Origin of the sequence: Shinella sp. HZN7, from assembly GCF_001652565.1 — a bacterium.
Lineage (GTDB): Bacteria > Pseudomonadota > Alphaproteobacteria > Rhizobiales > Rhizobiaceae > Shinella > Shinella granuli.
In genome coordinates this window covers 415,365-435,043 of sequence record NZ_CP015736.1, presented here as the reverse complement: position 1 = coordinate 435,043, position 19,679 = coordinate 415,365, and the positions used below count along the sequence as shown (strand labels likewise).

Genomic DNA, 19,679 nt, shown 5'->3' with positions numbered 1-19,679 from the left:
ACCACGGCCATTCGGTGGAATGGCGAAAGCAGCCAAGCGGGCCGAGCGAGGGGCTCCGAACCAGGTGGCATTGAGCCCAGATGAGGCGGAAAATGACGGCGCCGAGCCTTGCGCGGAACCGCATGCGCAGGATCACGATCCTAGAACAGCGCGTCGTCGAAGAGGTCTTCATCGCTCTGCGCAGCGGCGGGCACTGCAGGCACGTCCAGGGCGGTGCCGAAGACGCGGGCATGCACCTCGCGCTCGGAGACCATCGTATAGGTGCGCGCGATCCGGCTGCCGAGATCGGCCATCGCCTCTTCGAGGCCTGACGTGTCCGGCAGGTCGTGGCCGATGAGTTCGCCCGCGCGGGCGGAGCAATCGGCCAGCACGTCGCCGAGCTCGGCGTTGAAATCGAGGTCGGCGACCGTCCGGCCCGCCTTCGCGGAAACGTCCGCGCCGCAGGCGCGCAGGGCCGTCATGTCCTCTTCCATGCGGTCGCCCGCCCGGCGGATATGCTCCAGCGCCTCGTCCAGATGCGCGTCGAGCGAGCCGCCGGCGGCCGTGCCCGCCTCGCGCAGCTTGCCGGCATCCCCTTCGAGCGACTGCAAGGCGACGAGGATACGCTCCGCCGTCTCGTCGAGCTGGCTGGAAAACAGGCGCAGCTCCGCCGTCACCACATTGATCGCCCGCCCCTCTTCGCCGAGCTTGCTGCAGCGCAGGTTGGTGTTGAGCGCCATGTAATGGATGTCGGTGCGCACGAGCTGGATCGTCTTCACGCCCTTCAGGAGGCCCTGCACGGTCTCGACCGTGCTTGCACCCAGGACGTTGGCCTTGTCGGCCGCCTGCTCGATATCGCGCACGACGGCGCGGGCGGCGGCGATGTCGGCTTCCAGGGTTCGCATGGCGCGATCGGCGGAGCGGCCGTCGGCGGCATCCATGTCGCCGTAGAGCGCCATCAGGCCGTCGATATCGGCCCCGAAACTGCGGATCGTGCCGACCACAGTCCTGCATTCGCGCGCGAAATCGCTGGCGATCTCGACGAGCTGTTCGTGCACGAGGTGGCGGATCAGGCCCGTGAGGCGGCCGGCGGCTTCCGCGTCGAGCGCTCCCGCTGCAAGATATTCGTCCAGGAAGGTGAAGGCGGACTGGCAATGCTCGATGCGCTGGCGGGTGATGTCGCCGATCTGCATGGCCGACAGCGTGGTGGCGACCTTGCCCTGCACCCCGCGCGCCGCCGCACCCACCTTGGCGGCAAGCTGCGAGAGGTGGCGGCGCTGTGCCGTCAGGTCCGCGGCATTGCGCGAGAGGTTGCCGGCAATATCGGGAACGGAACGGCGGAAGCGCTCCAGCGCCTCCCCGCCCCCGGCCGAGGCGGTCTCGATGACGGCACCGAGCGTGCCGATCTTCGCGCCGAGCGCATTGACCTCGCCGGTGCCGAACTGGATGCGCTCGAGGATTTCTTCCGCAAAGCCGGCGAAATCGGGAATGGCGGCGCCGGTGATCTTGGCGGTCGTGGCGAAGGTGCGCAGGTAGCGCAGCGTCTCCTGCATGTCGGCGATGTGGGTGCCGAGCGACTTTTCCGTGACGGCGACATTGGCGAGGCGCTGCTGGCGCTGTTCCTCGATGCCGGGCAGCGCGGTCAACTGGTCGACGGTGGCGATGAGCCGGCCGATTGTCGCCTCCGCCGCCTCGTTGCCGAGCGAGCCGGAAAGGTTCTCCAGCGAGACGACCAGCCGGTTGAGCACGTCCAGAACCGAAAGCAGCACGACGCCGCCATCGAGGAACCGCTGCTCGATGCGGGAACGGGCCCCTTCGAGACGGGAAACAAGCTCAGTTTCCGCCGTCTGCCGCTCCACGCGCATTGCGCTCGCTATTCCTGACACGCCATACCCCATCTGCAAGAACCCGTGAGCGAACCCTAGGGCCAACAATGTAACGCGCAGTAAATTCGCCTTTCCTCATGTAATGAAATTCCGCAAAACCAGGGCGATTCCGGCGCCACCACCCGTGGATGCAGGCATCCCTAGAATTAGGGATTTATAAATAATATCACTCATATCTAATTTTAAATATTACTCTTTATATACAAACACTTGATGCAATTTCCTGCCGTAGGGTGAGGCGGTGTATCGACAACGATCGAACTACCAATGGATGAAATTAGCAACCGCGCTTTACTCTTCATTAAGCGTGACTGGGGATTCTGGCGCGGGAAATACTCTCTCTCGAAACGACTATCGAGGCCTCCATGTCGTCAACCCTGCCCGGTGACGCGCCGTTAACCTTACCCACGACGCTCACCATCAAGACTATAGTGTCCATTCAAGAGTTGATCTTGGATTTCCTGAACAAGAATCCCGCTGCTGTACTGGATATCGACGAGGCGGCGCAGGTTGACCTCAGCTTTGTCCAGCTTGTCATGGCGGCCCGCAAACAGGCCGAGGCCAGGGACGGGCGCGTTCTACTTGCCCGGCCTGCCTCCGGCGACCTTTACGACGTGCTGAAACGCGGCGGCTTTCTCGAGGGGATGACACCCGACGCCGCGCATTTCTGGCTGCACCAGGAGAAGAACTGATGACCGCGAAGATCTTGACCGTCGACGATTCCGCCAGCATCCGGCTGACGACGCGCGTCACCCTCAGCAATGCCGGCTACAGCGTGACCGAGGCGGTCGACGGCCTTGACGGCCTCAACAAGCTGAAGGGCGGCGAATACGACCTCGTCGTCACCGACCTCAACATGCCGAACATGGACGGCCTGACGATGATCCGCGAGCTGCGCAAGCTGCCCGCCCATACGGGCGTGCCGGTCATCTTCCTCACCACCGAATCCGACGGCGAACTGAAGGCGCAGGCCAAAGCCGCCGGAGCGACCGGCTGGCTGACCAAGCCGTTCGATCCGGAAAGCCTCGTCAAGATCGCCAGGAAGGTCCTCGGAAGATGACGAACCCGGACCCGATCTCCGTCTTCCGGACAGAAGCGGCCGAACTGCTGAAACAGATCGAGTCCGGCCTCCTCGACCTCACCCGCAGCCTCGATGACCGCGACCAGATCGACGCGGTCTTCCGGGGCCTGCACACATTGAAGGGGTCGGGCGCGATGTTCGGCTTCGACGCGCTCGCCGCCTTCACCCACCATTGCGAGACCGCCTTCGACCGTGTGCGCAAGGGCGACGTGCCCGCCACGCACGAGCTGGTCTCGGCGGTTCTTTCGGCGCAGGACCATATGCGCGCGCTGCTCGAAACGCCGAACGGCGACCACGACGCGATGAGCGCCGCGCTGCTCGACGGCCTGCACCGGGCGGTCAACGGCGCGGGCTCCCCTGCCCCGGCGGCCGTTGCGGCTACGGCTGCGCCCGTTGCCGAGGCGGCTGGCGGTCTCAGCGAATGGCGCATCCGCTTCAGCCTGCCGGTCAATGCCATGGCGAACGGCACCAATCCGCTCGGCCTGCTCGACGAGATGCGCGACCTCGGCGAATGCCGGATCGTCGCCGATACGGCAAAGGTGCCGGAGCTTTCCGCGCTGGAGCCGCGCGACATCCATATCAGTTGGGACGTGACGCTGAAGACCGAGCGGCCGCGTGCCGATATCGAGGACGTCTTCATCTTCGTCATGGACGACATGGAGCTCGAAATCACCGAGGTCGCCGTCGAACAGCCCGCCGCCGAAGCGAAGCCCGCCGAGACACCGATCGCCAGGGCCGTGGTCGTTGCCGAGCGGGACGCCCCGGCGGTGCAGGCCGCCAATGATTCCAAACAGGCGAAATCCGCGGAGAACGTGCGCGTGCCGGCCGAACGGCTCGACGAGATGATGGACCGCGTCGGCGAGCTCGTCATCGCCCAGTCGCGCCTCACCCAGCTCGCCGGCACGGCGGCCGATCTCGGCCTGCGCTCCGTCTCCGAAGAAATCGAACGTCTTTCGGGCGAGCTGCGCGACACGATGATGGTGCTGCGCATGATGCCGGTCGCCAGCCTCTTCAGCCGTTTCCGCCGCCTCGTGCACGACCTGTCGCGCGAGACCGGCAAGGAGATCGAGCTCATCACCGAGGGCGAGAGCACGGAGGTCGACAAGACGGTCATCGACCGGCTCGCCGATCCGCTGGTGCATCTCGTGCGCAATTCCATCGACCATGGCCTCGAAAAGCCGGAGGAGCGCATCGCCGCCGGCAAGGAGGCAAAGGGCCAGGTCATCCTCTCGGCGCACCAGACGGGCGGCGAGGTGATCATCACCATCAAGGACGACGGGCGCGGCATCAACCGCGAACGGGTGCGCGCCAAGGCGGAATCGTCGGGCATCATCCAGCCGGGCGCGACGCTGACCGACCAGGACCTGCTCCAGCTCATCTTCCAGCCGGGTTTCTCGACCGCCCAGGCGGTGACGAACCTGTCCGGCCGCGGCGTCGGCATGGACGTCGTCAAGAAGACGGTGGAGGCGCTGCGCGGCACGATCGACATCGCCAGCAAGCCGGGCGAAGGCTCGGAAGTGTCGCTGCGCATCCCGCTGACCCTCGCCATCATCGAGGGCCTGCTCGTGCGCGTCGGCCAGGGCTGCTACGTCATCCCGCTCTCGGCGGTGGAGGAGTGCCTGGAACTCTCGCTCGAAGACGACCTGCGCTCGCGGGGGCGCAGCTTTATCTCGCTGCGCGACAGCCTGGTGCCGTTCCTGCGCCTGCGCGAACTCTTCCAGACGCGCACCGAGCCCGATCCGCACCAGAAGGTCGTCGTCATCTCGACCGGGTCGGAGCGCGTCGGCCTCGTCGTCGACCAGATCATCGGCGACCACCAGACGGTCATCAAATCCATGTCCAAGCTGCACCATGACGTCGACACGTTCTCCGGCGCGACCATCCTCGGCGATGGCAGCGTGGCGCTGATCCTCGACGTCACCCATCTGGTCGCGGCAGGACAGCAGCAGGAGGCGCAATTGCGGGCGGCAGGATGAGCGAAGCGGCACGAAAACGCGACTACGACGCGATCTGGGGCGCGGAGGAAGACCTCTCGGTGCTTACCTTCAACCTCAACGGCGAGACCTTCGCGATAGAGGCGATCGTCGTGCAGGAGATCCTCGATCTTCTGCCGGAAACCCATGTTCCCGGCAGCAAGCCCTTCGTTTCCAGCGTCATCAATTTCCGCGGCAAGGTGATCCCGCTTGCCGATATCCGCCTCGCCTTCGGCATGGACGCGACGGAAACGACCATCGACAGCCGCATCGTCGTCATCGAGCTCGACCTCGACGAGGAGGCGACGCTGATCGGCATCCGCACCGACAAGGTCAACGAAGTCACCACGCTTCCCAAGGTCGCCAGCGAACCGCCGCCGAGCGTCGGCATGCGCTGGCGCGCCGACTACATCAACTGCCTCGTCAAGCGGGGCGGCGAATTCATCATCGTCCCGAACCTCACCGCGATCTTTTCCTCCCGGAAAGAGCGCGCGGCGCAAGCGCCGAATTAGGCGATCAGGAGAAACCCATGCGCTTTACCATCAAACTGAAACTGTTCCTGGCCTTCGGCTTCATCATGGCCATGCTGGCGGGCACCGCCGGCTATGGCATCGTGAGCCTGGGCGGCCTCAATGCGACGCTCGGCGACGTGCTCACCGGGCCGGCCACGCGGCTGCGCCTTGCCCAGGAACTCAACGTCCTGCAGCTCCAGCAGATCCGCCAGCAGAAAAACATGCTCTCGGCGACCAGCAATGCCGAGACCAACAAATATATCGTGCTGAGCGACAAGGCCCGCGCGGATTTCGACGCGGCCTTCGAGCAGGTGCTGGCGAAAGCCACGGAACAGGGCAAGGTCCTCTGGTCCAAGCTCCAGGGCCTCTCCACCGAATTCCGCCGCGAGGACGACCGGGTCCGCAGCCTGATGCTCGCCGGCGACAGCGCCGGGGCGTTGCGCGTTTCCACGGCGGATGCCCGCACGGTGACGAACGAGATCGACGCCCTGCTCGATGAGGTGGTCACGCTCGAACAGACCCGCCTTCAGGAAGCGGACGACAATGCCGAAGCGCAATATGCCGACACGCGCACCATCATGATCGCCGCCGCTTCCATTGCCTTCCTGATCGCCGGCCTCGCCGCCGTCTGGATCGTCCTGTCGATCAACCGCGGCATCTCCCGGGCCGTCGGCGTCGTACAGAACGTGGCGGACGGCGACCTCACCCGCTTTGCCGACATCACCACCAGGGACGAGATCGGCGACCTGCTCGGCCACGTCAACACGATGATCGAGCGCCTGCGCGGCGTCGTCGCGGACGCCCTTTCGGCCTCCGACAACGTCTCCTCCGGCAGCCAGGAACTGTCTGCCAGCTCCGAAACCCTCTCGCAGGGCGCGACGGAACAGGCGTCCTCCGCCGAGGAGGCCTCCGCCTCGATGGAGGAGATGGCCTCCAACATCAAGCAGAACGCCGACAACGCCGCCCAGACGGAAAAGATCGCCCGCCAGTCTTCCAAGGATGCGGAAGCCTCCGGCCAGGCCGTCGGCCGCGCCGTCACCGCGATGCGCACCATTGCGGAGAAGATCTCCATCGTGCAGGAAATCGCCCGCCAGACCGACCTTCTCGCCCTCAACGCCGCCGTCGAGGCTGCGCGTGCCGGCGAGCACGGCAAGGGCTTTGCGGTCGTCGCCTCGGAAGTGCGCAAACTTGCCGAGCGCAGCCAGGCGGCTGCGGCCGAAATCAGCGCACTGTCCGGCGAGACGGTCTCCGTCGCGACGGAAGCCGGCGAGATGCTGAACCGGCTGGTGCCTGATATCCGCAAGACCGCCGAACTGGTTTCGGAAATCTCGGCCGCCTGCCGCGAGCAGGATATCGGCGCCTCGCAGATCAACGAGGCGATCCAGCAGCTCGACAAGGTGACCCAGCAGAATGCCGGCGCCTCGGAGGAAATGTCGGCGACCTCGGAAGAGTTGGCCGCCCAGGCGGAAGAGCTCCAGGCCTCCATCGCCTTCTTCCGCGTCGAGAATTCGGCCCGCAAGGAACCGAACCATGCCGAGAAGCTGCGCGCGACCGCGGCGAAGATGGCCGCTCCCGTCGCCGCCAAGCGTCCGGCCGCTTCCCCGGCCTACCGCCCGGCCCCGACGGCAACCAAGGCGACTCGCAACGGCAACGGCTTTGCCCTCGACATGTCGATGGGCGGTCCGGATGCCGACGACGCGGACTTCCGCGAAAGCGCCTGAACGAAGGATCGCGGTGCATCCGGCAACGGATGCGCCGCCCAATCGGCCCGGCGCGTGTAGGCGCCGGCGAAAGGGTCGCCTGCGGCCCGCGAAAGGGTGAGTGTATCGGTCTTCTCGCATGACGGGCCCCGGCTTCCGGCGCCCCGCCCAAACGGCATCTGCTACCAAAGGAGCCCCAAGATGCGCGCAACCATCAAACTGAAGCTGGCGGCCGCCTTCGGTGTCATCATCCTGATGATGGCCGGCACGTCCGTTTACGCCATTCTGAGCCTGTCCTCGCTGAACCAAGCAATCTCAGACCTGATCGCCGGTCCCGCCGCACGCCTCGAGGCCGCACAGAACCTTGCCAGTTACCAGCTCCGCCTGGCGCGGGCGCAGATGAACCTCGCGACCGCCACCAACCCCCGCGACATCGCCGCCGCCGCCGAGGCCGGCGACCGCTATCGCAAGGGCTTCGAGGAAACCCTCGACACGCTGGTCGGGCTGTCGACCGATCCGGCCGCCCTCCAGCAATGGCAGACCATCGGCGAAAGGGAAAAGCAGCTCATCCGCATCGACGACCAGGTCCGCGCGCTCGCCGGCGCGGGCAATTCGGCCGAGGCGCTCCGCCTTGCGACGACCGAGAGCCGTCGCCTGATGGACGAGATCGAAGAGACGATCGACGCCCGCATCGAAAACAACAAGGCGCTGCTGGTGAAGGCGGAAGAGGACGCCGACGCGCAATATGCCCATACGCGCAACCTGATCGTGACGATTGCCGGCGCCGCGCTGCTGCTCGCCATCGGCGCCGCCGTCTGGCTCGCGTTCGGCATCAACAGCGGGCTGAAGAAGATCAAGACTGCCGCCGAAGCCGTCGCGATCGGCGATCTCGACCAAACGGTCGAGATCAAGACGAACGACGAGATCAAGGACCTGGTCGACACGATCAACGTGATGACCGGCAACCTGCGCAAAACGGCCGTCATCGCCGACCAGATCGCCAATGGCGACCTGACGGTGACGCCGAAACCGCTGTCCGACAAGGACACGCTCGGCCTGTCGCTCGAAAGCATGGTGGAGCGCCTGCGCGGCGTCGTCGCCGACGCGCTTTCGGCCGCCGACAACGTCTCCTCCGGCAGCCAGGAGCTTTCGGCAAGCTCGGAACAGCTGTCGCAGGGCGCGACGGAACAGGCCTCCTCCGCCGAAGAGGCTTCCGCCTCGATGGAGGAGATGGCCGCCAACATCAAGCAGAACGCAGACAACGCCGCCCAGACCGAGAAGATCGCCCGCCAGTCCGCCAAGGACGCCGAGGCGTCGGGCGAGGCCGTGGGCCGTGCGGTCGGCGCGATGCGCACCATCGCGGAGAAGATCTCCATCGTGCAGGAAATCGCCCGCCAGACCGACCTTCTCGCCCTCAACGCGGCCGTCGAGGCGGCCCGTGCCGGCGAGCACGGCAAGGGCTTTGCCGTCGTCGCCTCGGAAGTGCGCAAGCTTGCCGAACGCAGCCAGGCGGCCGCTGCCGAGATCAGCACGCTGTCCGGCCAGACGGTCTCCGTCGCCACCGAGGCCGGCGAGATGCTGAACCGGCTGGTGCCCGATATCCGCAAGACCGCGGAACTGGTATCGGAAATCTCCGCCGCCTGCCGCGAGCAGGATATCGGCGCCTCGCAGATCAACGAGGCGATCCAGCAGCTCGACAAGGTGACCCAGCAGAATGCCGGCGCCTCGGAGGAAATGTCCGGCACCTCGGAAGAGCTTGCCGCCCAGGCCGAGGAACTGCAGACCTCGATCGCCTTCTTCCGCGTCGATCGCGCTTCCGGCGCCCCGGCCGCCCAGCACCGTCGCGCGGCACCGGTCTCGCGCCCGGTCGCCAAGGCGGCCGCCGCGCCGCTTCGCAAGTCCGACAACAGCGTCAACGGCCAGCAGGCCCGCGCCCGCGGCTTTGCCCTCGACATGTCGATGGGCGGCCCGGATGCCGACGACGCAGATTTCAGGGAAAGCGCTTGATCATGGCCGCTCCGTCCTCCGAATCCCAGTTCGTCACCTTCAGTCTCGACAACGAGGTCTTTGCGGTGCCCGTCTCGGTCGTCCGGGAAATCCTCGACCACGAGGATGCCTTCAAGATCCCGCATGGGCCGGAATACCTGCTCGGTCTCAGGGACGTGCGCGGCCAGGGTGTGCCGGTCATCGACCTGCGGCTTCGCCTCGGCATGACGAAGACCGAGAAGACGCCGCACACGCGCGCTTTGGTGCTCGACGTGCCGATCGGCGAGAAGACCCTCACCCTCGGCCTTGTCGCCGACCGGGTCTTCGAGGTCATCCCCTTCCGCACCGACGAGATCGAGGGGGCGCCCGACATCGGCGTGCGCTGGCCGTCCGACTACATTGCCGGCGTCGTGCGCCGCAACGGCGGTTTCGTCGTCATCGTCGACCTCGCGCGCCTGTTCTCCGGTGCCGAGATGGCGATGATGGGTTCGGCGGGCCGCCTCGCCGCGACGGCATAGTTTCGGGAGGACCGGCGTGGGAGCAGCATTGCGGATGCAAGGGGCGGAGGACGGGCTGAGCAGCCGGAACTTCGAGGCCCTGTCGCGCTACATCTATGACTACAGCGGCATCAAGATGCCGATCACGAAGCTGACGATGCTGGAGGGCCGGCTGCGCCGGCGCCTGCGGGCGACCGGTATTCCCAGCTTCAACGACTATTGCGACTATCTCTTCAAGCATGGCGGCATCGAGAAGGAGGCGATCTTCCTCATCGATGCCGTGACGACGAACAAGACCGACTTCTTCCGCGAGCCGAAGCATTTCGAGTTCATGGAGCGGACCGGCCTGCCGGAACTCGTCGCGGCCGGCCACAAGCGGCTGCGGCTGTGGAGCGCCGCCTGCTCCATCGGCGCCGAGCCCTATACGATGGCGATGGTGATGCAGGATTTCGTCGATGCGAGCCCCGGCCTCGACTACCGCATCCTCGCCACGGACCTTTCGACCGACGTGCTTGCCGCCGCACGGCGCGGCGTCTATCCGCGCGACATGATCCAGCCCGTGCCGCCGGAAATGCAGCGCCGCTACGTCATGGTCTCGCGCGATGCCGGACGCGGCGAGGTGCGCATCCATCCGCGCCTGCGCTCGACGATCGGCTTTGCCCGCATGAACCTCATGGACAGCGCCTACAGGGTGGGCGAGCCGATGCACATGATCTTCTGCCGCAACGTGCTGATCTATTTCGACAAGCCGACGCAGGCCAAGGTGCTGGCGCGGCTCTGCGACTGCCTCGTGCCCGGCGGCTTCCTCTATTTGGGCCATTCCGAAACGGTGACCGGCATTTCGCTGCCGGTGCGCCAGGTCGCCAACACGGTTTTCAAGAAGATCTGATGGTCCCTCCCGGCAAGAAGATCCGCGTGCTCATCATCGATGACTCGGCGAGCGTGCGCCAGGCACTGACCCATGTCCTGGAGCAGGACCCGGAGATCGAGGTGATGGGCGCGGCCTCCGATCCCTTCATGGCGGCCCGGAAGATCCAGGAGGAAATCCCCGACGTCATCACGCTCGACGTGGAGATGCCGCGCATGGACGGCATCACCTTCCTGCGCAAGATCATGGCGCAGAAGCCGATCCCCGTCGTCATGTGCTCCTCGCTGACCGAGGAGGGCTCGGAGACGCTGATGCAGGCGCTGGAGGCCGGCGCCGTCGACATCATCCTGAAACCGAAGATCGGCGCGGCCGACCATCTCGCCGAATCCGGCACGCGCATCCGCGAGGCCGTCAAGGGCGCCGCCGTCGCCCGCCTCGGCCAGAACCGGCGCACGGCCGCCGCAAGCGGGCCGAGCGCAAAGCTCACCGCCGATGCCGTGCTGCCCCCGCCCTCCGGCCGCGCCATGGCCAAGACGACCGAAATGGTCGCCTGCATCGGCGCCTCGACCGGCGGCACGGAGGCGCTGCGCGTGCTGCTGGAACAACTGCCGGCCAATTCGCCCGGCATCGTCATCGTGCAGCACATGCCGGAAAAGTTCACCGCGGCCTTCGCCAGGCGCCTCGACAGCCTGTGCGAGGTGGCGGTGAAGGAAGCCGTGCATGGTGATCCCGTCCTGCGCGGCCATGTGCTGATCGCGCCCGGCGACCGCCACATGATGCTGGAGCGGCAGGGCGCACGCTACCATGTCGCCGTGCGCGAAGGCCCCCTCGTCTCGCGCCACCGGCCGTCCGTCGACGTGCTCTTCCGCTCCGCCGCCCGTTCGGCCGGGGCGAATGCCATGGGCGTCATCCTGACGGGCATGGGCGACGACGGCGCCCGTGGCATGAACGAGATGCATCAGGCCGGCGCCTATACGGTGGCGCAGGACGAGGCGAGCTCCGTCGTCTTCGGCATGCCGAAGGAGGCGATCGCCCATGGCGGCGTTGACAGGATCCTGCCGCTCGACCAGATCGCCCGCGAGATCCTGGCCGCCGACCGGCGGAGATGAAAGCGCCACGGTTTGCGGGTGTTTTCACCGGCCGTTAACCATGATTGGCGAGGATGGCGGTGCACCATGCGAGGTGCTTTGCGAGCGATGACCGGCTCAAGAACCGTTCCGGGGAGCCCCATGCCCGTCATCACCTTCGCTAACACCAAGGGCGGCGCCGGCAAGACCACGGCCGTCTTGCTGCTTGCGACCGAGCTTGCCCGCCTCGGCTTCCGCGTCTCGGTGCTCGACGCCGACCCGCAGCACTGGATCACCCGCTGGCACGAGAATTCCCAAGGCGTTCTCGGCAACCGCCTTTCCGTGGTGCCCTATGTCACCATGGGCACGATCGACCGGCAGTTGGCCGACGAGAAGGCGCGCGCCGATTTCGTGCTGATCGACCTTCCGGGTTCGCGCAGTTCCCTGCTCGCCAAGGCTGTCGGCCATTCCGACTACGTGCTCATCCCCGTGCAGGGTTCCGCCATGGACGCGCAGGGCGGCGCCAATGTCATCGAGCTCCTGCAATATCTGGAAGACAAGGCCGATATCCGCATCCGCCATTCCGTCGTGCTCACCCGCGTCAACTCCATGGTGACGACGCGCGCCATGCATGCGGTCAAGGACCTGCTCGCCGCCCGACGCGTCCACCTTTTGCAGACGCCGATCATCGAACGCTCCGCCTTCCGCGATATCTTCGGCTGCGGCGGCACGCTCTATACGATGGACGCCCGGCGTGTCAGCAACCTCGACAAGGCGCAGGAGAATGCAAGGGCGCTGGCGCTGGAGGTGCTCCAGCAGATTCCCGCCGCGCTGCGCCCGACCGGGGCGGAGAGGCTTCGAAGCGTCGCCTGAAGCGCACGCTTTCATGGCAGAGGCCGCGGTTTGCGCGGCCTCTTTCCGTTTCAGCCGCAGCGCAACTCAGAGCGCGGCGACGACGATGACTTCGACGAGATAGTCCGGCGTTGCCAGCTTGGATTCGCCGGTGGCGCGGGCCGGGGTGTGGCCCTGCGGCGCCCAGGCATCCCAGATGGCGTTCATCTTGGAGAAATCGGCCATGTCGGCAAGCCAGATCTGGGCGGAGAGGATGCGGGTCTTGTCCGTGCCGGCGAGCGCCAGCAGGCGGTCGACTTCGGCCAGCGCCTGCTTCGTCTGTTCGGTGACGTCCGAGCCCGCCTTGCCGACCTGGCCGGCCAGGTAGACGGTCCCGTTGTGCACGACGGCCTGGCTCATGCGCGGGCCGGTTTCAAAGCGTTTGATGTCCATGTCTCGTTCCTGTCAGGTCTTGGAATTCTGGGCGGGAGGCCGCGGGCGCACAAAGGCCGGCGGTGGGCCGTCTATACGAGGCCCGGCGCACGGGCGCCAGTGGCAGGACGGGAAATTCGCATGCACCACGGGTCGGCCGGGCGCATTCAATCCATCGACAGGCTATCGCCTTCGACGAAGGCGACGCCGAGGGTTCCGGCAAGACGCTCGGCGATCGAGGCCTTGCCGGAGGCCGGAAACGCCCATGACGACGATCACGCGGACCGTCGTCATGGGCCGTTATCCTTACGCCACGCGCTTGCGGCGTTCGATGCGGGCGCGGATGGCGTCCACGTCGACGCGGGGCGTCGCGGCGAAGAGGGTCTTCGTGTAGCTGTGCTGCGGGTTCCCGAACACCTGGTCGCGGCTGCCATATTCCACCGCCTCGCCGAAATACATCACCATCACGTCGTCGGCGATGTGGCGCACGACCGAAAGATCGTGGCTGATGAAGACGTAGGTGAGCTTGAACTCGTCCTGCAGGTCGGCGAGCAGGTTCAGCACCTGCGCCTGGACCGAAAGGTCGAGCGCCGAGACCGGCTCGTCGAGCACGAGCAGGCGCGGATTGAGCATCAGCGCGCGGGCGATCGCCACGCGCTGGCGCTGGCCGCCGGAGAACATGTGCGGGTAGCGCCCGTAATGCTTCTCCTCCAGGCCCACCTTCTTCAGCATGGCCATGGCGCGGTCGCGCCGCTCGTCCGCCGGCACCTTGGTGTTGATGATCAGCGGTTCCGTCAGGATGTCGCCGATCTTCTTGCGCGGGTTGAGCGAACCATAGGGGTTCTGGAAGACGATCTGCACCTTGCTGCGCATTTCCGCCGTCAGCGGCTCCTGCGCGATGTCGACCTTGCGGCCGTCGATCAGCATGTCGCCCTCGGTGATCGGATCGATCATCGTGACCATGCGGGCAAGGGTGGACTTGCCGCAGCCGCTTTCGCCGACGATGGCGAGCGTCTTGCCCTGCTCCACCTTGAAGCTCACGCCCTTGACGGCGTGAACGGTCTTGGCCGGTTTGAACAGGCTTCCGGGGATATGGTAGTCGCGCTTCAGGTTCTTTGCTTCGAGAACAGGGGTCATCGGACTGCTCCTGCAAAAATCTCGGCGTCGGTCAACTTTTCCGTGATCGTCGGCAGGCGCTCGCCGGTGGCATTTTCCGGCAGGGCCGAAAGCAGCGCCCTGGTGTAGACGCTCTTCGGGGCCGAGAAGAGCGACAGCACGTCGGCCTCCTCGATCTGGCGGCCCTTGTACTGCACGATGACGCGGTCGGCGGTTTCGGCGACGACGCCCATGTCATGAGTGATAATGATGAGGCCCATGCCGTGTTCGGCCTGCAGCTTCATCAGGAGGTCGAGGATCTGCTTCTGGATCGTCACGTCGAGCGCGGTGGTCGGCTCGTCGGCGATGAGCAGCTTCGGATTGCAGGCGAGCGCAGTGGCGATCATCACGCGTTGGCACTGGCCGCCCGACATCTGGTGCGGGAAGTGGCCGAGGCGTTCTTCCGGGTTCGGAATGCCGACCGACTGGAACAGTTCGATCGCCCGGTCGCGCCGCGCCTTGCGGGAAAGATCCGTGTGGATGCGCAGCACTTCCTCGATCTGGTAGCCGACCGTGAAGCACGGGTTGAGGCTGGCGATCGGCTCCTGGAAGATCATGGCGATGTCCTTGCCAATGATCTTGCGCCGGTCGCTGTCGGACATGGCCTGCATGTCGCGGCCGTTGAAGGTGAGCACGTCGGCCGTCACCTTCGCCGTCCAGGGCAGGAGCCCCATGGCGGCGAGCATGGAGACCGACTTCCCCGAGCCGGATTCGCCGACGATGGCGAGCACTTCGCCCTCGTCGACCTTGAGCGAGACGCCGTCCACGGCGCGGAAGGGACCGGAAGCCGTCTGGAATTCGACGGTGAGGTTTTTGACTTCGAGAAGCGACATCACGACCTCTTCAGCTTGGGATCGAGGGCGTCGCGCAGGCCGTCACCCATGAGGTTGATGGCAAGCACGGTGATGAGGATGGCAAGGCCGGGGAAGGTGACGACCCACCAGGCGCGCTGGATGAATTCGCGCGCTTCGGCGAGCATCGTGCCCCATTCCGGCGTCGGCGGCTGGGCGCCCATGCCGAGGAAGCCAAGCGCCGCCGCGTCGAGGATCGCTGCCGAGAAGGCGAGCGTCGCCTGGACGATGAGCGGGGCGAGGCAGTTCGGCAGGATCGTCAGGAACATCAGGCGCAGCGTGCCGGCGCCCGCGACCTTGGAGCCGACGACATAATCCTTCGACTTCTCGGTCATGACCGCCGCGCGCGTCAGGCGCACGAAATGCGGCTGGTTGACGAGCGAGATGGCGATCATGGCGTTCAAGAGGCCCGGGCCCAGGACCGCCACCAGCACGAGGGCGAGCAGCAGCGAGGGAAACGCCAGGATGATATCCATGATGCGCATGATGAAGGTATCGACCTTGCCGCGGAAATAGCCGGCGACGAGACCGATCAGCACGCCCGAGACCACCGACAGCGTCACGACGACGAGACCGATGAAGAGCGAGAAACGCGCGCCGTAGATGAGGCGCGAGAGGATGTCGCGGCCGACGGCGTCGGTGCCGAGAATATGCCCCCACATGCCGCCCTGCTGGAAGACCGGCGGCAGGAGAAGCAGCTCGCGGTTCTGGCTGCTCGGGCTGTGCGGCGCGACGAAGGGTGCGAAGACCGCCACGAACAGGATGACCAGGAAGACGAAGAGGCCGATGACGGCGCCCTTGTTGCGCGAGAAATAGAACCAGAATTCGGAAAGGCCCGAGGGCGGCGTGCCACCCGTCTTGGTGTCGGCCGTGTTTTGAACCGTGCTCATGGATCGCCTCCTAGTGCCGGATACGCGGGTTGACCCAGCCGTACAGCAGGTCGACCACGAGGTTGACGATCATGATGACGGCGGCGATCAGCATCAGGCCACCCTGCACCACGGCATAGTCGCGCTTGAAGACGCTGTCGACCATCCACTTGCCGATGCCCGGCCAGGAGAAGATCGTCTCGGTGAGGATGGCGCCCGCGAGCAGCACGCCGACCTGCAGGCCGATCGTGGTGATGACGGGGATCATCGCGTTGCGCAGCGCATGCGCGCCGACGACCCGGAAGGGCGACAGGCCCTTGGCGCGGGCGGTGCGGACATAGTCCTCGCCGAGCACTTCGAGCATGGCCGAGCGGGTCTGGCGCGCGATGACGGCGAGCGGGATCGTCGCAAGCACGATCGTCGGCAGGATCAGGTAGGTCAGCGCCGATTTGAACGCCCCCGCCTGGCCCGAGATCAGGCTGTCGATCAGCATGAAGCCTGTGACCTGCGGGAAGAAGTACATCAGCGAGATGCGTCCCGAGACCGGCGTCCAGCCGAGATAGCCGGAGAAGAAGATGATGAGCAGCAGGCCCCACCAGAAGATCGGCATCGAATAGCCGACGAGCGCGACGCCCATGATCGACTGGTCGAACCAGGTCCCGCGTTTCACCGCGGCGAACACGCCGGCCGGAATGCCGAGCGCGACGGCGACGATGATCGCGCAGAGCGAGAGCTCCAGCGTCGCGGGGAAGAGCTGCAGGAAGTCGTCGAGCACCGGCCGCTTGGTGACGATGGACGAACCGAAGTCGCCCGTCAGCAGGCCGGCGAGGTAGTCGAAGTACTGGATGTACATGGGCCGGTCGAGACCGAGCTGGTTCATGAGCTCGGCGTGCCGTTCCGGCGACATCACGCGCTCGCCCGACATCAGCATGACCGGGTCGCCCGGCAGAAGGCGGATGAAGGAGAACGCGATGAGCGATACCCCGAGGAACGTAGGTATCAGGACGGCAAGCCGTCCGAAGATAAAGCGCAACATGGGAGCCAATCCCTTCTTATTTTGAAAAACCGGCGGCCCGAATGTCTTCGAGCCGCCGGCCACTGCACGCTCTTTGCGGCGTGCGCTTTCTCGTAGCCGATATTACTCGGCGATGTCCACGCCTTCGAAGACGAAGTCGCCGAGCGGAGACTGGACGAAGCCCGAAACCTTCTTGCTCATCGGAACGACGGCGAGCGAATGGTCGATGGTGTTCCACGGCGCTTCGCGCTTGAAGATCACCTGGGCTTCCTCATAGAGCTTCGTGCGCTCTGCGACATCGGCGGTTTCCTTCGCCTTCGTCATCAGGTCGTCGAATTCCTTGTGGCACCACTGCGCGCGGTTGTTGCCGCCGACGGCATCGCAGCCGAGCAGGGTGTCGAGGAAGTTGTCCGGGTCGCCGTTGTCGCCCGTCCAGCCGAGCATGACCGCACCGTCGCGGTCCTTGTCGGAGGAGAGCTTCAGGTATTCGGCCCATTCATAGGAGACGATCTCGACCTCGACGCCGATCTTGGCAAGGTCGGCCTGCATCAGTTCCGCTGCACGGCGGGCGTTCAGCATGTAGGGACGGGCGACGGGCATCGCCCAGATCTTCATCTTGAGGCCGGAGACGCCGGCGTCTTCGAGCATCTTCTTGGCGGCTTCCGGATCGTACTTGTCGTCTTCGACGGCATCGTTGTACGACCACATGGTCGGCGGGATCGGGTTCTTGGCGACCGTTGCCGCGCCCTGGAAGACGGCGTCGACGATGGCCTGCTTGTTGACCGCCATGTTGAGGGCCTTGCGGACCTCGACCTTGTCGAACGGCGCGACGAGCGTGTTGTAGGCGAGGTAGGCGACGTTGAGGCCGGCCTGCTCGGAGATATGCAGGTTCGGATCGGCCTTCAGCTCGGCGACGTCAGCGGCGTTCGGGTAGGACATCAGGTGGCATTCGCCGGCCTTCAGCTTCTGCGCGCGAACGGCGGCATCCGTGGTGATCGCGAAGACGAGATCGTCGATCGGCTGCTTGCCGCCCCAGTAATCCGGGTTGGCCTTGTAGCGGATGGCGGCATCCGGCTGATAGGCGACGAAGGTGAACGGACCGGTGCCGAGCGGCTGCTGGTTCATCAGCTCCATCTTGCCGTCAGCCTGCAGCTTGTCGGCATATTCCTTGGAGACGATGGAGATGAAGGGCATTCCGAGGTTGGCGAGCAGCGGCGCTTCCGGGCGCTTCAGCGTGATCTTGACCGTCAGGTCGTCGACCTTCTCGATCTTCTCGATGACATCGGGCAGGCCCATGCCGGAGAAGTATTCCCAGGACGCGCCCGGCACGTACTTGTTCCAGGCGTTGTCTTCCTTGTACTGGCGCTCGAAGGAGAAGATCACGTCGTCGGCGTTCAGCTCACGCGACGGGGTGAAGTACTCGGTCGTCTGGAATTTCACGCCCTTGCGGAGCTTGAAGGTGTATTCCTTGCCGTCAGCGGAAATGTCCCAGCTCTCGGCCAGTGCAGGCTCGATCTCGGTCGTGCCGCGCTTGAACTCCACCAGCCGGTTGTAAACCGTGTGCGCTGCGGCATCGAAGGTCTGACCGCCGGTATAAAGACCGGGATCGAAGCCTTCCGGCGACGCTTCCGAGCAGTAGACGAAGGTCTTCGACCAGGCGGCCGTACCCATCAACGAGGCAAGCGCCGTCGCTGCGAGGAGAGTAGTCAGCTTTTTCATAGTGAGCTTCCCAGGTTTGCTTTTTTGTTCTCTTGTGCAGGCTCGGGTGCACTTCCGGCCCCGACCTTGCCGGGGATGGAACGACATTTGCCGCAGGATTGCAATAAGTCCGCGAACAAATTTGTCCAACCGGAAAAAACCGCGGAAGATTATTCTCCACAGCATTAGAAACGGCTTCAAAAGCATTCCGAATCACCTACCCCCGGCCCTGTCAATCCCGACCTGAATGGATAGCGGCGGCACAGGCGGCGTGCCATAACGGGACAACGAGGCAAGAGGGGCTGCCTTTCGCTGTCCTTCCCTGTGGCGGCAGGGCGGGACGAAGAGAGCGAAGGGCAGCCCTTCTTTTATTTTCCCTTTATTTTCAAAATGTTGACTGAACGGCCGCAAAAAAGTGGCCCGCCCCCACGAAATTGTCCGGCAAAACCCTTTGCCGCCAGAGATTGTGGCGTTAGATTTGAACGCGTGGAATCCCAGGGATAGAGACCACGTGCCCGTCTTGAACAAACATTACCGGCGCTATGATTTCGAAAGCGATCTTGAGAAGGCTCTCAATCGCGTCGATTTCTTTCGCATCTTCCATACCCTGGCACTGCGCTACGGTTTCGAGCATTTCGGCATCCTGCAACTGGCCAACGAGCACGAGACCAGTCACCTTGCGGGCCGCCTCGTGCTGCACGACCTGCCGGCCGGCCTTGCCGAAGCCTATGACAAGCGCCACCGCCTCAACGATTCCGCCATCTTCAAGAGCTTCTACAAGTCGACGATCCCCACCGTCTGGCTGGGAGACGATCCGGCGGAGAACGGCGCGGCCGGCAGCAGCGATTTCCTCGAGCAGATCGGCTTCGACATGGCCCTCGCCATTCCGGTCCACTCCATCGCCGGCACACGCTATGTGGTGCTCTTCCTCGGCGACGGCGAGGATATCGGCCGCAATGCCCATTACGAGATCTGCTACGAGGCGAACTGCGCCTTCGACTACTTCTATCGCAAGGTGCTTGCCAACAAGGCGGGCATGGGCCTGACGCCGCGCGAGACGGAAATCCTGCGCTGGATCTCCTACGGCAAGACGGCCAGCGAGATCGCTCTCATCGTCTCGGTTTCCGAGCATACGGTGAACTCGCACACGGCAACGATCCTGAAAAAACTCGACGTGGTGAACCGCACGCAGATGGTGGCGAAGGCGATCCGCGAGCAGATCATCCAGTAACGTCGCAAAACATCGCCGCGATGCCGGGGATAGCAGAGTTAGGGACTT

The 19,679-nt window shown here is 65.1% G+C and carries 18 protein-coding genes; 11 read left to right on the top strand and 7 right to left on the bottom strand.

What is annotated here, in order from left to right; all coding sequences use genetic code 11:
• Positions 1-140 precede the first annotated feature (140 nt).
• Complete coding sequence (locus shn_RS02070) at positions 141-1,844, bottom strand: type VII secretion target (protein WP_084437714.1); 1,704 nt, start codon at positions 1,842-1,844, stop codon at positions 141-143.
• A 386-nt stretch (positions 1,845-2,230) separates the two neighbouring features.
• Here shn_RS02070 and shn_RS02065 point away from each other — a divergent pair, with 386 nt between their 5' ends.
• The 10 genes from shn_RS02065 to shn_RS02020 all read left to right on the top strand — a co-directional run bounded on the left by shn_RS02065 (position 2,231) and on the right by shn_RS02020 (position 12,422).
• Positions 2,231-2,557, top strand: coding sequence for an STAS domain-containing protein (locus shn_RS02065; RefSeq protein ID WP_064328960.1), 327 nt, complete (start codon positions 2,231-2,233; stop codon positions 2,555-2,557).
• Entirely contained in the window at positions 2,557-2,925 is a 369-nt protein-coding gene (locus tag shn_RS02060; RefSeq protein WP_064328959.1) for a response regulator, read from the top strand. The genes shn_RS02065 and shn_RS02060 overlap by 1 nt, the downstream gene beginning before the upstream one ends.
• Complete coding sequence (locus shn_RS02055) at positions 2,922-4,922, top strand: chemotaxis protein CheA (protein WP_064328958.1); 2,001 nt, start codon at positions 2,922-2,924, stop codon at positions 4,920-4,922. The genes shn_RS02060 and shn_RS02055 overlap by 4 nt, the downstream gene beginning before the upstream one ends.
• Complete coding sequence (locus tag shn_RS02050; protein ID WP_064328957.1) at positions 4,919-5,431, top strand: chemotaxis protein CheW; 513 nt, start codon at positions 4,919-4,921, stop codon at positions 5,429-5,431. Before shn_RS02055 ends, shn_RS02050 begins: the two co-directional genes overlap by 4 nt.
• A gap of 17 nt (positions 5,432-5,448) precedes the next feature.
• Complete coding sequence (locus shn_RS02045) at positions 5,449-7,152, top strand: methyl-accepting chemotaxis protein (RefSeq protein WP_064328956.1); 1,704 nt, start codon at positions 5,449-5,451, stop codon at positions 7,150-7,152.
• Positions 7,153-7,332: 180 nt separating this feature from the next.
• Complete coding sequence (locus shn_RS02040) at positions 7,333-9,138, top strand: methyl-accepting chemotaxis protein (RefSeq protein WP_064328955.1); 1,806 nt, start codon at positions 7,333-7,335, stop codon at positions 9,136-9,138.
• Between the two features lie 2 nt (positions 9,139-9,140).
• Positions 9,141-9,635: a chemotaxis protein CheW gene (locus shn_RS02035; RefSeq protein ID WP_064328954.1), complete on the top strand. Its 495-nt coding sequence runs from the start codon at positions 9,141-9,143 to the stop codon at positions 9,633-9,635.
• Between the two features lie 34 nt (positions 9,636-9,669).
• Positions 9,670-10,503, top strand: coding sequence for a protein-glutamate O-methyltransferase CheR (locus tag shn_RS02030; protein ID WP_064328953.1), 834 nt, complete (start codon positions 9,670-9,672; stop codon positions 10,501-10,503).
• Positions 10,503-11,591, top strand: coding sequence for a chemotaxis response regulator protein-glutamate methylesterase (locus tag shn_RS02025; RefSeq protein WP_064328952.1), 1,089 nt, complete (start codon positions 10,503-10,505; stop codon positions 11,589-11,591). The genes shn_RS02030 and shn_RS02025 overlap by 1 nt, the downstream gene beginning before the upstream one ends.
• A 120-nt stretch (positions 11,592-11,711) precedes the next feature.
• Positions 11,712-12,422, top strand: coding sequence for a ParA family protein (locus tag shn_RS02020; RefSeq protein WP_064328951.1), 711 nt, complete (start codon positions 11,712-11,714; stop codon positions 12,420-12,422).
• 66 nt (positions 12,423-12,488) lie between these two features.
• Here shn_RS02020 and shn_RS02015 read toward each other — a convergent pair whose 3' ends face one another.
• From shn_RS02015 to shn_RS01990, 6 genes are all read right to left on the bottom strand, one after another.
• The gene (locus tag shn_RS02015; RefSeq protein ID WP_064328950.1) at positions 12,489-12,833 is read right to left on the bottom strand and encodes a RidA family protein; all 345 of its coding nucleotides are present in this window, start codon (positions 12,831-12,833) and stop codon (positions 12,489-12,491) included.
• 285 nt (positions 12,834-13,118) lie between these two features.
• Entirely contained in the window at positions 13,119-13,949 is an 831-nt protein-coding gene (locus shn_RS02010; protein WP_064328949.1) for a dipeptide ABC transporter ATP-binding protein, read from the bottom strand.
• A complete protein-coding gene (locus shn_RS02005; RefSeq protein ID WP_084437712.1) occupies positions 13,946-14,800 on the bottom strand; it encodes an ABC transporter ATP-binding protein in 855 nt (284 codons plus the stop codon). Before shn_RS02005 ends, shn_RS02010 begins: the two co-directional genes overlap by 4 nt.
• Positions 14,800-15,708, bottom strand: a complete 909-nt coding sequence (locus shn_RS02000) for an ABC transporter permease subunit (protein WP_064328948.1) — start codon at positions 15,706-15,708, stop codon at positions 14,800-14,802. The genes shn_RS02005 and shn_RS02000 overlap by 1 nt, the downstream gene beginning before the upstream one ends.
• 10 nt (positions 15,709-15,718) lie before the next feature.
• Positions 15,719-16,723, bottom strand: coding sequence for an ABC transporter permease subunit (locus shn_RS01995; RefSeq protein WP_064328947.1), 1,005 nt, complete (start codon positions 16,721-16,723; stop codon positions 15,719-15,721).
• Positions 16,724-16,825: 102 nt separating this feature from the next.
• Entirely contained in the window at positions 16,826-18,421 is a 1,596-nt protein-coding gene (locus shn_RS01990) for an ABC transporter substrate-binding protein (protein ID WP_064328946.1), read from the bottom strand.
• Positions 18,422-18,911: 490 nt separating this feature from the next.
• Here shn_RS01990 and shn_RS01985 point away from each other — a divergent pair, with 490 nt between their 5' ends.
• Positions 18,912-19,631 (top strand): LuxR family transcriptional regulator, encoded by a 720-nt coding sequence (locus shn_RS01985; RefSeq protein WP_064328945.1) that lies wholly within the window; start codon positions 18,912-18,914, stop codon positions 19,629-19,631.
• Positions 19,632-19,679 lie beyond the last annotated feature (48 nt).